The sequence below is a fragment of the Arthrobacter sp. UYCu723 genome (genome assembly GCF_054059215.1).
In genome coordinates, this window is record NZ_JBSSBW010000001.1 from 4,572,696 (window position 1) to 4,584,731 (window position 12,036).

A 12,036-nucleotide genomic window follows, 5' to 3' on the forward strand; every position below is an offset into this window, starting at 1 on the left:
GGGGGCGCCTGCGACTGTTTTCCCTGTGCCTGGCGCCGCTGTCGAACTCGCCGGAGTTCTCTCACTTGTGGTGGGCGTGCGTGGCGAACGCTGCGTCGCCACGAGCCAGTACCATCAGGGAGCGCTCCGCATCCTGCGCCCGCACTACCTGGATGACACCGGCCAGGTCTGCTACGTGGTGGTCAATCCCGGTGGCGGGTACGTCGGCGGCGACGAGTACGAAATCGATATCACCGTCGAAGCGGATGCCCGACTCCTGCTGACCACACAGGCCGCAACGAAGGTCTACCGCACTCCCGGCACTCGAGCCGAACAAAGGATGCACATTCGGCTCGGGCCCCACGCCAGCCTGGAATCCGTGCCTGACCAGTTGATCGCGTATCGCGGGGCAACCTACCGGCAGGCCACGGTGATTGAGATGCACCCGAGCGCCTCGCTCGTTATGGCCGAGGTGGTCACCCCGGGTTGGTCGCCGGACGGCACCCTGTTCCGCTACGACGAGATTCGCTTGCGGAACGAGATCGCTGTTGACGGTCGGCTGGTAGTGCTCGACAACCTGCTGATCCGCCCAGGGTCCGGCGGCGCCCCGGCCGTCGGCATGGCCTTTCTCGAGGACTACACCCACCTCGGTTCCCTCCTGGTGATGGACGCCCGCGTCGATGCCGCCCTACTCAACGAACTGCATGACCTGCTCCTGCCGCTTGCCGGCGGCTGCAACCTGGGCATGTCACTTCTCGACGGCGGCCTGGTGGTGCGGGCGCTGTCCCACGCCACCGAGCCGCTGGATGCGGTGATCCGCGCCGGGATCGACTTTCTGCGAGTTCGCTGGTTCGGCCAGCCCTGCCTCAACCTTCGGAAGTACTGATGAAGGCCGTCTTGAACTACCGAGAGCGGGAAACCCTCCCGGCAGTCCGCCGTCTGGCGGTGACCTTTTCGGCCGTCGCCGCCCTCCACTGCGTCGTGCTCGCGCTGCTGGCCTTTTCGCTCAGCACCAATACCAGCCCTCTCGCCCTCGGCCTGCTCATCACCGCGTACCTGGCCGGAGTGAAACACAGCTACGACTGGGACCATATCGCCGCGATCGATAATTCCACCCGCCGCTTCGCCGCCCAGGGCCGCGCCCCGGTGAGTGTCGGGTTCGCCTTCAGCATGGGCCACAGCATGGTCGTCGTGCTCGCCGGGGTATTCGTGGTCAGCGGCGCCGGAATAATGAAGAACCTGCTGAACGACGGATCGGCGGCGAATTTTGTTCTGAGCCTCACCGGGGCATCCGTATCGGCGCTGTTCCTGCTCACCATCGGTGTTTACAACGCCGCCGCGTTCCGCCGTACCGTCGTGTTGTATCGCCGGGTTAAGGGCGGCGCGCATGTCACTCGCGAGGGGCTCGCGCCGACCGGTCTCATAGCGCGCATCCTGGACAAACCTCTCTCCCGAGTCAAGCGCCCACGCGACATCTTCGTGCTGGGGTTCCTCTTCGGCCTCGGCTTCGACACGGCCTCGACGATCGCTTTCCTGCTGCTCACGGCGACGGCCGCCCTCGCCGGCATCTCCCCGGCCGCGCTGATGACCCTTCCCCTCGGATTCATGGCGGCGATGACACTGTGCGACACGGTGAACGGCGTCGCGATGATGAAGATGTACCGAAGCGCCGTTGTCGACCCAGCGCGCCGTATCGGCTTCAACATGGTCATCACGGGCGTCTCCGCGGCCTCTGCCCTGTTCATCTCGGCGATCACGATCTCCGGGATTCTGCACCGGGTTCTCGGGCTCACCGACCCGGTGACGACCTTCCTGGCCGAGCTCGACCTCGGCCACGCCGGGCTCGCCCTCGTGGCCCTGCTGCTGGTCATCTGGGCCGCGCATACATGGGCGCGCCGCGCCGGCGAGGCCACGGCGACGACACCGCAGCGAAACTCGCGCGCATAGGGCGCGCGCAACCACCCGTGGGACCTGGTCCCGGCGCGGGCGGTGGTGTTACTGTGCCCGCCAGTCCCCGGCCCGGCGGTTCAGAACGCCCGGTACATGGTCCACTGCGGGCCGGCGTTGCCGCCGACGTACAGTCCGCGGTCCTCGAAGCCGGCCTTGCGGTAGGCGGACTGCCCGGCCGGGTTGAGTTCGTTGACGGAAAGCACGACGCCGGTCTGGTCGCCGCCGAGCGCTGCCGTCAGTTTGGCGGCCTCCCGGACGGCAGCCTCGGCGGCCAGGGTGCCGAGACCCATTCCCTGATGCCGGCGGTCGATCAGGAAGCCGCGGAGCAGCCAGACGGAATCGTCATCCGGCCACCCCGCGAGGGTCGCGGCACCGGCCTGCAGCGTCAGCACCCCCACGGCGGCACCGTTGGAGTCGACTGCAAACGGGTAGCGTGATTCCTCTTCCAGCGCAATCAGCACCATCCGCAGCGGATCCCCGACGAAGTTCCGCTGGTCCTCTCCGAGTTCAAGCTCCGCGATCTCCCCCAGTTTGATGGCGCGGGCGTCGTCGTCGAGGTTCTTCAGCGGAAGCAGCCACACATTTTCAGACATGACAGAAGCGTACCCAAGCGGGAGGTGCGCTGCGTCGTCGGGCGCGTGGATCGCGCTAGAGGGCGGCGTCCTTGGGCGGTCCGGCAGGATCCATCCAGAAGACTTCCCAGAGGTGCCCGTCCGGGTCCTGGAAGCCGTGGGTATACATGAAACCGTAGTCCTGGGCTTCCTCGGAAGGTGTGCCGCCGGCGGTGAGTGCCTTCCTTACCATCTCGTCGACGGCCTCGCGGCTGTCCAGGGAGAAGGACATGATGGACTCGGTGGTGCTCCTGGCGTCGGCGATCGGCTTGGAGGTGAAGGTCTTGAAGTAGCCCTCCACCAGCAGCATCACGAACGCGTCGTCGTTGATGATCATGGACGTGGCGTTCTCATCGGTGAAGTCGGGGTTGAAGGAGAAACCGAGCGCGGTGAAGAACGCGACGGATTTGTCGAGGTCCTGGACGGGGAGGTTGAGGAACATTTGCTTGGCCATGGGCCCAAAATAGCACCGGGCCCGGCGCCTGTCAGCACCCAACGCTCCCCGTCGATCCCGGCAGCCACTCCAGGGAGTCAATCCCCGGAGTGAGTCCCGGCGGTGATTCCGGGCAGTGTTTCCCGGTCAGAGAACCTTGGAGAGGAAATCCTGGGTCCGCTGCTGCTGCGGGCTGCCGAACAGCTCCTCCGGGCGGCCTTCCTCGCAGATGACGCCGTCCGCCATGAACAGCACCCGGTCTGCGACTTCGCGGGCGAAGCCCATCTCGTGGGTGACCAGCACCATGGTCATGCCTTCGCCGGCCAGGTCCTTGATGACCTGCAGCACCTCGCCCACCATTTCCGGGTCCAGAGCCGACGTCGCCTCGTCGAAAAGCATGATGTCGGGGCTCATGGCCAGCGCCCGGGCGATCGCGACGCGCTGTTTCTGTCCGCCGGAGAGCGACGCCGGGCGGGCGTCCGCCTTCTCTGCCAGCCCCACGCGCGCCAGCAGCTTCACGGCGTTGGCGCGGGCCTCGTCCGTGCTCTGTTTCTTGGACTCGACCGGGGCGAGCATGATGTTTTCGATCACGCTCATGTGCGGGAACAGATTGAAGTGCTGGAACACCATGCCGATGTGCCGGCGGACCTCGTTGATGTCCACCTTGGGGTCCGTGACGTCGAAGCCGTCCACCGTCACGTGCCCGGCGGTGATGTCCTCAAGCTTGTTGAGGCAGCGCAGGAAGGTCGACTTGCCGGAACCGGAGGGACCGATCACGCAGACCACCTCGCCTTCGGCGACTTCGGCATTGATGCCCTTGAGGACCTCGTTGGCTCCGAAGGACTTCTTCAGGCCTTTGACGGAGATCTTGCTGGGTGCCGTGATTGCCGTACTCATTTGTTGAACCTCTTATCTGCGACGTTGGCCAGCTTGGTCAGCAGCATGATGACCACGAAGTACAGGACGGCGACGATCAGCAGGGTTTCGGTGATCCGGAAGTTCCCTGCGTAGATCTGCTGGCCCTGGTAGAGCAGTTCGGCGAATCCGATGGCGAGCAGCAGCGAGCTGTCCTTGAGCATGATGATCAGCTGGTTGATCAGCGAGGGCGTCATGATCTTGAAGGCCTGCGGGACCACCACCTTCTCCATGGACTTGGCGTAGCCCAGGCCCAGGCTCCGGCTGGCTTCGAGCTGGCCGGGGTCCACGGACTGAATCGAGCCGCGGACTATCTCGGTGATGTAGGCGCCGGCGTTGAGGCTCAGCGTCAGCACGCCTGCCACCCAGATGTCGATCGGCTGGCCGGTCAGCTGTGGGATGCCGAAGTAAAAGAAGAAAGCCCAGACCAGCAGCGGCGTGCCGCGGAAGATGCTGACATAGGTGGTGGCGGTTCCGCGCAGCACCACGTTGGTGGAGATCTTGAGGAAGCCCATGAAGAGGCCGATCACCATGGCGGCGGCGAACGAAATGGCCGTCACCAGCACGGTGTTGCCCAGGCCCTTCAGGAGGGCGGGAAAGCTGTTGACCAGCAGGTCCCAGAAGCTGGGCTGGGCCACCTGGGTGGGATCCTTCAGGTATTTGTCGAGGATTCCCTGGTATTTGCCGCTGGACTTCAGCTCAGCCAGTCCGGTGTTGAACGCCTGCAGCAGCTCGGGATTCTGGCCCTTGTTGACGGCGAAGCCGTAGGAGCCGCCCTTCTCCTTCTCGGAGACGGCCTTCAGCCCGTTGTTCTGGCTGATCCCGTAGGCCAGCACGGGGTAGTCGTCGAACACCGCGACGGCGTTGCCGGACTTGACCAGCTCATACATCGTGGCCGACTGGTCCAAGGACTTGACCGTGAAGCCATACTGCCCGGAGATCGACTTGGCGAACGTCTCGCCCTCGCTGCCGGTTTTGGCGGTGACGGTCTTACCCCTGAGGTCCCCGTAGCCCTTGATGTCCGTGTTGGACTTGGCCACTGCCATCTGTACGCCCGACTCGAAGTACGGATCGGAGAAGTCGTAGATCTGTTTGCGCGGTTCCGTGATGGACATCCCGGCAATGACGCCGTCCACCTGGTTGGAGGACAGCGCCTGCAGGGCGGCGTTAAAGCCGAGCGACTTGATCTCGACGGCGAAGCCCTGGCTCTTGGCAATCTCACGGATGATGTCCATGTCGATGCCGGTCAGTTCACCGCCGGCGTCGCGGAATTCAAAAGGCGCGAACGTGGTGTCCGTGCCGATGACATAAGTCTTTCCGGAAAGGCTCGACGGCGCCGGGCCGGCCTGCGCTGCTGTGACTTGTGGAGCTGTGACTGGCGGTGCGCTGTCCGGTGCGGCGGCGGCGCCGGCGGCACCGAAAAACATTGCGGCAAGTGCCAGCAACGCTCCGATGACCGGGGCGGTCCGCGGTCTGGCGGCCCCGGTCTGCTGAATTCTGGGCAAGAGTAACCACTCCTTCTTAAAGTGCGGAGCTAATGTGCGGATAAGGTGCGGCAGCCGGACTCAGGAGACCGGCAAAGTACCTATAGAGGCTACCCGCATTTCAGCGGACGCCTTCGTGCACCCCCGCCGGCCAGGTTCACTGGACAGGTTCACTGGACAGGGTTCACTGGCCGTAGAAGACCCGCTCGAACACACCCCGGGCGCGCCGGCTGAGCCGCAGGTAGTCCTCCTCGAGCGCGGCGGCATTTCCTTGGCCGTAACCGCACCAGCGCGCCACGGCCTCAAGGTCCCGTCGGGAGGACGGCAGCAGGTCCGAGGCCCGGCCGGTCCAGATCACGTTGGCGGACCGGATCCGGCTGGCCAGCCGCCACGACCGGAGCAGGACGTCGACGTCGTCCTCCGCCAGCAGCCCCAGGCCGGCCGCCGCCTCGAGGGCTTCCACGGTGGAGGTGGTCCGCAGCTCCGGGTACCGTCCGGCGTGCTGGAGCTGCAGCAGCTGGGTGAGCCATTCGACGTCGCTCAGGCCGCCGCGGCCAAGCTTCAGGTGGCGGGCGGGGTCGGCTCCGCGCGGCAGCCGCTCCGACTCGACCCTCGCCTTGACGCGGCGGACCTCCCGCCCGTCGTGCTCGGAGAGCTCAGCCGGGTAGCGGATGGGGTCGATCAGCGCCACGAAATCGCGGGCCAGCTCGTCGTCGCCGGCCATCGGCCGGGCACGCAACAGCGCCTGGGCCTCCCAGATCAGGGACCACCGCCGGTAGTACTCGGCGTAGGAATCCAGGGATCGCACCCTGGGCCCGCTCTTGCCCTCGGGCCGCAGGTCGGCGTCGACCGCCAGCACGCGTTCGGCGAGGATGGCCGGTCTCAGCGGCTGGGTGAGGAGGTTGGAAAGCCTGCCGACGATCTGGGCGGCCTGGTTCTGGGCTTCTTCGTCGGGAACGCCCGGCAGGCCGCGGTGGACGTACATGACATCGGCGTCGGAGCCGTAGCCGATTTCCCGTCCGCCCTGGCGTCCCATGGCCACGACGAGCACGTGCGTCTTGAGCGGCTCCTCCGCGGTGACCATGGTTTCCGCCACCCGGAGGGCCCCCAGCACGGCGGCGCGGTCGGTGTCCGCCAGCGCAGTCCCGACCTGGTCCTGGTCGAGCAGCCCGGCGCTGTCGGCGATGGCGATCCGCAGGATTTCCCGGCGTCGGATCAGCCGGATCAGGCGCATGGCGCTTTCCGGTTCCGCATGCCGGGACATCTTGGAGGCGATCTCCTGCCATTGCGCCTCGAAGCTCAGCGGCACGAGTTCCTTGTCCGAGCCGAGCCAGGCCACGGATTCGGGCGAGACCTCGAGGAGGTCGGCAATCAGGCGGGAGTTCGCGAGGACGTGGCAGAGGCGCTCGGCCGCGGCGGTCGAGTCCCGGAGCAGGCCCAGGTACCAGTGCGTGGTGCCCAGCGCCTCGCTGACCCGGCGGAAGGCCAGCAGCCCGCCATCGGGATCCACGCCGTCCGCGAGCCAGCCCAGCAGGATCGGCAGCAGCTGGCGCTGGAGCGCGGCGCGGCGGCTGACGCCGGCGGTGAGCGCCTCGATGTGCCGCATGGCGCCCTGCGGATCGAGATAGCCCAGTGCCGCGAGCCGCCCCTGCGCGGCCTCCGGGGTCAGCCGGGCCTCTTCGCTGCTGAGCATCGCGGCCGTGTTGAGCAGCGGCCGGTAGAAGATGCGGTCGTGCAGCTCGCGGACGGAGCGCTTGGTCCTGCGCCACGCGGCCACGAGGGCATCGGGCTTGGGCCGCTCGCTGGAAAATGGGCCGAGCACGGACTTGGCCAGGGCGCGCAGCGATGCTTCCTGGACCGGCATCAGGTGGGTGCGGCGCAACTGGAAGAGCTGGATCCGGTGTTCGAGCAGCCGCAGGTACCGGTAGTCGCGGTCGAACTCGGCGGCGTCCGAGCGGCCGATGTAGCCGCCGGCTGACAGCGCGGCGATGGCGGAGGTGGTGTCGCGGCGGCGCAGCGATTCGTCGGATTTTCCGTGTACCAGCTGCAGCAGCTGGACGGTGAACTCGACATCGCGCAGCCCGCCGCGGCCGAGCTTGATCTGGCGCTGTTCCTCCTCGGCGGGGATGTGCTCGGTGACCCGGCGGCGCATGGACCGGACCGATTCCACGAATCCCTCGCGGCCGGCCGAGGACCAGATCAGCGGCGCGACTGCCGCCTCGTAGCGGGCCCCCAGGTCGGTGTCGCCGGCGATGGTCCGCGCCTTGAGCAGGGCCTGGAACTCCCAGCTCTCGGCCCAGCGGGCGTAGTAGCTCTCGTGCGAGGCAAGCGTCCGGACCAGCGGGCCGGACTTTCCCTCCGGCCGCAGATTGGCATCGACCTCCCATAGCCCGGGTTCGCGGCCGGTGGACATGATGGCCCGCGAGATGCCGGAGGCGAGGGCGGTGCCGATGGTGTTGGCGCGGGAATCCTCCAGCTCACCGGATTCGATCACGTAAATGACGTCGACGTCGGAAATGTAGTTCAGTTCGCGGGCGCCGCACTTGCCCATGCCGATCACGGCGAGCCCGACGTCGGCCACTTCGGCGGCGCTGAAGTGCTCGGCGGCCTCGGCCCGGGAAACGGCGAGGGCCGCCTCGATGGCGGCGCCGGCGAGGTCGGCCAGCTCGGCGCCCGCGGCGGGCAGGAAGTCCAGCGGATCGGCGGCGCAGAGATCCTTGACGGCGAGCTCGACGAGGCCGCGCCGGTAGGCCGTGCGGAGCGCTTCGTAGCCCTCCTGCCCCAAGAGGCCGGCGACCGGCCGGGCGGATTTCGGATCGGCGCGCACGGACTGCAGCAGCCGGGCGCGCAGGACCGCGGCGTCGGCCGCGCGGGGCTCCGGGCTGGCCGTCACCTCGAAGGCGTCGAGGTGCTCGGGGTGGCGGATCAGGAATTCACCCAGCGCCTCGGAGGCGCCCAGCACCCGGTACAGCGGTTCGCTGGTCTCCAGCTCCGCCGCGGCCAGCTTCCGCAGCGCCGGGTGCTTCTCGATCAGCCGGACCAGCGACTGCAGGGCGGTGTCCGGGTTGGCCGCCAGCTGCAGCCCGGCAAACAGGACCTCCTGGTCCAGTCCCTCCAGTTCCGGGGCGGCCAGGAACCGTTCGCCCTTCTCCAGATCACTGAATCCGGCGGCAATGAGGCGTCGTGCCAGGCTCACCGGGGCGCCTAAAGGATGCCGAGGTTGCGCTGCAGTTCGTAGGGCGTCACCTGGAGGCGGTAGTCCTGCCATTCGGCCCGCTTGTTGCGCAGGAAGTGCTCGAATACCTGCTCGCCGAGGATCTGCGGCATGAGCTCGGAGTCCTCCATGGTCCGGATGGCATCGTGCAGGCTGGCCGGGAGCGGGTCGTGGCCCATGGCGCGGCGCTCGGCCGAGCTCAGCGACCAGATGTCGTCCTCGGCCGCGGCGGGCAGCTGGTAGCCTTCCTCGATGCCCTTGAGCCCGGCGCCCAGGAGCACGGCGTAGGCCAGGTAGGGGTTGGCGGCGGAGTCGATGCCGCGGTACTCGATCCGGGCTGACTGGCCCTTGCCGGGCTTGTAGAGCGGCACCCGGACCAGGGCGGAGCGGTTGTTGTGGCCCCAGCTGAGGTAGCTCGGTGCCTCTCCCCCGCCCCACAGGCGCTTGTAGGAGTTCACAAACTGGTTGGTGACGGCGGTGAACTCGGGGGCGTGCTTGAGGATGCCGGCGATGAACTGCCGCGCGGTCTCGGAGAGCTGGAACTCGGCGCCGGCCTCGTAGAACGCATTCGTGTCGCCCTCGAAGAGCGAGAAGTGGGTGTGCATGCCGGATCCCGGATGCGCCGTGAAGGGCTTCGGCATGAAGGTGGCGTAGGTTCCCTGCTGCAGCGCGACTTCCTTGATCACGGTGCGGAACGTCATGATGTTGTCCGCGGTCTGCAAAGCATCGGCGTAGCGAAGGTCGATTTCGTTCTGCCCGGGGCCAGCCTCGTGGTGGCTGAACTCCACCGAGATGCCGACCGACTCGAGCATGGTCACGGCCGTGCGGCGGAAATCCTGGGCCACGCCGCCCGGGACGTGGTCGAAGTAGCCGCCCTCGTCAACCGGGACCGGCGAACCGTCGGGTCCGGGCTGCTGGGACTTCAGCAGGTAAAACTCGATCTCGGGATGCGTGTAGCAGGTGAACCCCATGTCCGCGGCCTTGGCCAGGTTGCGCTTGAGCACATTGCGCGGATCCGCGGCGGAGGGTTCGCCGTCGGGCGTCAGGATGTCGCAAAACATCCGCGACGTCGCTTCCGTCTCACCGCGCCAGGGCAGGATCTGGAAGGTGGCGGGGTCCGGCTGGGCCAGCATGTCCGATTCGAAGACGCGGGCCAGTCCCTCGATGGAGGAGCCGTCAAAGCCGAGGCCTTCCTCAAAGGCGCCCTCCACCTCCGCCGGCGCCAGCGCCACGGACTTCAGCGATCCCACGACGTCGGTGAACCACAAACGCACGAACCGCACATCGCGCTCTTCGATCGTCCGCAGGACAAACTCTTGCTGGCGGTCCATACTGGCCTCTTTCCGGTTCATTCGTCCGTGCCCCAGGCCCTTCGTGCATGGGTCCGCAGCTGCTCACCGTTCACTTTACTAAGCATTGCCACCGATTGCTGGAGCAGCCGCCCCGCGTAACACAGCGTTAACACAAGGAACCGGAAATACGCCCCGGCCGGTCCGGAGCGGGGACGTTTTCCGCGCGCCGTTGTGACGCGATTCACCGGTTCCCGCTTTGGTACCCGGTAGCTAGTACGCGCGGTATCGCACTACGCTCGTGCCATGGCCACAAGCATCAGCCCCGATTCAAGCACGCCCGTAGAAGTTGCGGCCCCCTACGGCAACGGCCCGGCAGGCATCAGTCCCGCGACGCCCGGCGCAGGAGCGGACGCGGCGCCGTCGGACGCAGCGGCGCCGGACGCCTCCCGGAAGCCTGCCGCCAGGATCCGCACCCATCACCTGCGAGACGCAAAGGCCAAGGGAGAACACTTCGCCATGCTGACCGCCTACGACCAGTACACGGCGGAGATCTTTGACCAGGCCGGCATTGAAGTCCTCCTGGTAGGCGATTCGGCCTCCAACAACGTCTTCGGCAACGAGACCAGCCTCCCGGTGACCGTGGACGAGCTGATCCCGCTGTGCCGCGCCGTGGCGCGCTCGGCCAGGCGCGCCCTGGTGGTCGCGGACCTGCCGTTCGGCAGCTACGAGGTCTCCCCCCAGCAGGCGGTGGCCACTGGCGTGCGCTTCCTCAAGGAGGGCCTCGCGCACGCCGTCAAGATCGAGGGCGGCACGTTCTACGCCGAGACCGTCCGGGCCATGGTCCAGGCCGGCATCCCGGTGATGGCGCACATCGGCTTCACCCCGCAGAGCGAACACGCGCTCGGCGGCTACCGGGTCCAGGGCCGCGGCGATGATGCCCAGCGGCTGATTGACGACGCCGTCGCACTGGCCGATGCCGGCGCCTTCTCCGTGCTGATGGAAATGGTTCCGGCCGAGACGGCGGCCGCCGTGGACGCTGCGGTGGCGGTTCCGACCATCGGCATCGGCGCGGGCAACGCAACCACGGGCCAGGTGCTGGTGTGGCAGGACATGGCGGGTCTGCGCGGCGGCAAGATGGCGAAGTTCGTCAAGCAGTACGCGGATCTGCGCACCTCTCTGAGCGACGCCGCCAAGGCCTACGGCGAGGACGTGCGTTCAGGGCAGTTCCCCGGCCCCGAGCACTCCTTCTGAGTCATCTCAGTTGGCCGGGCCAGTGCTGCCTTGGCCCTCGGGGGTTCCGGCACTGACCTCGCTCTTGATAGCGGACACCTCGAACTCCAGGGTGATCTTGTCCGACACCAGCACACCGCCGGAGTCCAGTGCGGTGTTCCACTTGAGCCCGAAATCCTGGCGGTCGATTCGACGGGATCCCTCGAAACCTGCCCGGAGGTTGCCCATGGGATCCCGCTCGACGCCGATGAAGTCGATCGGGATGGAAATCTCCTTGGTGACGCCTCGGATGGTCACGTCACCGCTGACAATGAAGTGGCCCTCGTCCACCTGATCTACCCGGCTGCTCACGAAGGTGATCTCCGGGAACCGGGGGGCGTCAAAGAAATCGTTGGTCCGCAGGTGCTGATCGCGGTCGGCGTTGCGGGTATCAATGCTCCCGACCTCGACAGTCAGCTCAACCTTCGAGCGTTCCGGGTTCTCGGCGTCGACCGTGATCAAGCCTTCGAAGTCATTGAAAGCTCCACGAACTTTGGTGACCATTGCGTGGCGGGTGGAAAATCCGATGCGCGTATGGGTGGGATCGAACCGCCAACGCCCTGAGTATTCTGACTTGAGTTCGGCCATGATTTGCCTCCTTGGGTTCCGGCAGGCCCGGTATCCCGACTTGTGTAATACCGCTTGGCTGGGGGTGGCCGTCGGAGCAGGCGTGGTTCGCAGAACCCGACGGCGGCACTGGGGGTGCCTGTTGACGGTGTTAGTCGTCCTCGCCCTTTTCCCAGGCCTCATTGCGGGCCCGGACCTTTTCGAGGGCGTGCTCGGCTTCCTCACGTGTCTTGTAGGGTCCGATCAACTGGGTCCAGTCTGACAAGGCGTCTTCCTCGACCTCGTGGGTTTTGACGTTGTACCAGTATTCGGGCATCGCTAC

At 66.8% G+C, this 12,036-nt stretch carries 11 protein-coding genes; 3 read left to right on the plus strand and 8 right to left on the minus strand.

The features are described 5' to 3' along the window. Positions 1-25: 25 nt before the first annotated feature. Both ACVWZ8_RS21320 and ACVWZ8_RS21325 read left to right on the plus strand, forming a co-directional pair. Positions 26-865, plus strand: a complete 840-nt coding sequence (locus tag ACVWZ8_RS21320; RefSeq protein ID WP_426977053.1) for an urease accessory protein UreD — start codon at positions 26-28, stop codon at positions 863-865. Next, complete coding sequence (locus tag ACVWZ8_RS21325) at positions 865-1,926, plus strand: HoxN/HupN/NixA family nickel/cobalt transporter (RefSeq protein WP_456505750.1); 1,062 nt, start codon at positions 865-867, stop codon at positions 1,924-1,926. Before ACVWZ8_RS21320 ends, ACVWZ8_RS21325 begins: the two co-directional genes overlap by 1 nt. A gap of 80 nt (positions 1,927-2,006) precedes the next feature. On the opposite strand, the gene ACVWZ8_RS21330 is transcribed toward ACVWZ8_RS21325, so the two are convergent. The 6 genes from ACVWZ8_RS21330 to glnA form a co-directional block, all read right to left on the minus strand. Then, positions 2,007-2,522, minus strand: a complete 516-nt coding sequence (locus tag ACVWZ8_RS21330; RefSeq protein ID WP_456505751.1) for a GNAT family N-acetyltransferase — start codon at positions 2,520-2,522, stop codon at positions 2,007-2,009. A gap of 55 nt (positions 2,523-2,577) precedes the next feature. Then, entirely contained in the window at positions 2,578-2,994 is a 417-nt protein-coding gene (locus tag ACVWZ8_RS21335) for a VOC family protein (protein WP_456505752.1), read from the minus strand. A gap of 126 nt (positions 2,995-3,120) precedes the next feature. Next, complete coding sequence (locus ACVWZ8_RS21340; RefSeq protein WP_426977048.1) at positions 3,121-3,870, minus strand: amino acid ABC transporter ATP-binding protein; 750 nt, start codon at positions 3,868-3,870, stop codon at positions 3,121-3,123. Then, complete coding sequence (locus ACVWZ8_RS21345; RefSeq protein ID WP_456505998.1) at positions 3,867-5,315, minus strand: amino acid ABC transporter substrate-binding protein/permease; 1,449 nt, start codon at positions 5,313-5,315, stop codon at positions 3,867-3,869. Before ACVWZ8_RS21345 ends, ACVWZ8_RS21340 begins: the two co-directional genes overlap by 4 nt. A 241-nt stretch (positions 5,316-5,556) precedes the next feature. Continuing rightward, positions 5,557-8,568 carry a bifunctional [glutamine synthetase] adenylyltransferase/[glutamine synthetase]-adenylyl-L-tyrosine phosphorylase gene (locus ACVWZ8_RS21350; protein ID WP_456505753.1) on the minus strand — a complete coding sequence of 1,004 codons (3,012 nt, stop codon included), beginning with the start codon at positions 8,566-8,568 and terminating at the stop codon, positions 5,557-5,559. Positions 8,569-8,576: 8 nt separating this feature from the next. After that, positions 8,577-9,917, minus strand: a complete 1,341-nt coding sequence (glnA, locus tag ACVWZ8_RS21355; protein WP_354190221.1) for a type I glutamate--ammonia ligase — start codon at positions 9,915-9,917, stop codon at positions 8,577-8,579. 264 nt (positions 9,918-10,181) lie between these two features. On the opposite strand from glnA, the gene panB reads away from it, so the two are divergent. Next, positions 10,182-11,129, plus strand: a complete 948-nt coding sequence (gene panB, locus ACVWZ8_RS21360) for a 3-methyl-2-oxobutanoate hydroxymethyltransferase (RefSeq protein ID WP_456505754.1) — start codon at positions 10,182-10,184, stop codon at positions 11,127-11,129. A gap of 6 nt (positions 11,130-11,135) precedes the next feature. Here panB and ACVWZ8_RS21365 read toward each other — a convergent pair whose 3' ends face one another. Further along, positions 11,136-11,735, minus strand: coding sequence for a YceI family protein (locus tag ACVWZ8_RS21365; RefSeq protein WP_456505755.1), 600 nt, complete (start codon positions 11,733-11,735; stop codon positions 11,136-11,138). Positions 11,736-11,865: 130 nt separating this feature from the next. Next, positions 11,866-12,030 (minus strand): SPOR domain-containing protein, encoded by a 165-nt coding sequence (locus tag ACVWZ8_RS21370; RefSeq protein ID WP_426977043.1) that lies wholly within the window; start codon positions 12,028-12,030, stop codon positions 11,866-11,868. Positions 12,031-12,036: the final 6 nt, after the last annotated feature.

Coding starts and splice junctions, on each gene's coding strand:
- ACVWZ8_RS21325 (WP_456505750.1), top strand. CDS start 865: ATGAAGGCCGTCTTGAACTACCGAGAGCGGGAAACCCTCCCGGCAGTC.
- ACVWZ8_RS21330 (WP_456505751.1), bottom strand. CDS start 2,522: ATGTCTGAAAATGTGTGGCTGCTTCCGCTGAAGAACCTCGACGACGAC.
- ACVWZ8_RS21335 (WP_456505752.1), bottom strand. CDS start 2,994: ATGGCCAAGCAAATGTTCCTCAACCTCCCCGTCCAGGACCTCGACAAA.
- ACVWZ8_RS21340 (WP_426977048.1), bottom strand. CDS start 3,870: ATGAGTACGGCAATCACGGCACCCAGCAAGATCTCCGTCAAAGGCCTG.
- ACVWZ8_RS21345 (WP_456505998.1), bottom strand. CDS start 5,315: ATGTTTTTCGGTGCCGCCGGCGCCGCCGCCGCACCGGACAGCGCACCG.
- glnA (WP_354190221.1), bottom strand. CDS start 9,917: ATGGACCGCCAGCAAGAGTTTGTCCTGCGGACGATCGAAGAGCGCGAT.
- panB (WP_456505754.1), top strand. CDS start 10,182: ATGGCCACAAGCATCAGCCCCGATTCAAGCACGCCCGTAGAAGTTGCG.
- ACVWZ8_RS21365 (WP_456505755.1), bottom strand. CDS start 11,735: ATGGCCGAACTCAAGTCAGAATACTCAGGGCGTTGGCGGTTCGATCCC.
- ACVWZ8_RS21370 (WP_426977043.1), bottom strand. CDS start 12,030: ATGCCCGAATACTGGTACAACGTCAAAACCCACGAGGTCGAGGAAGAC.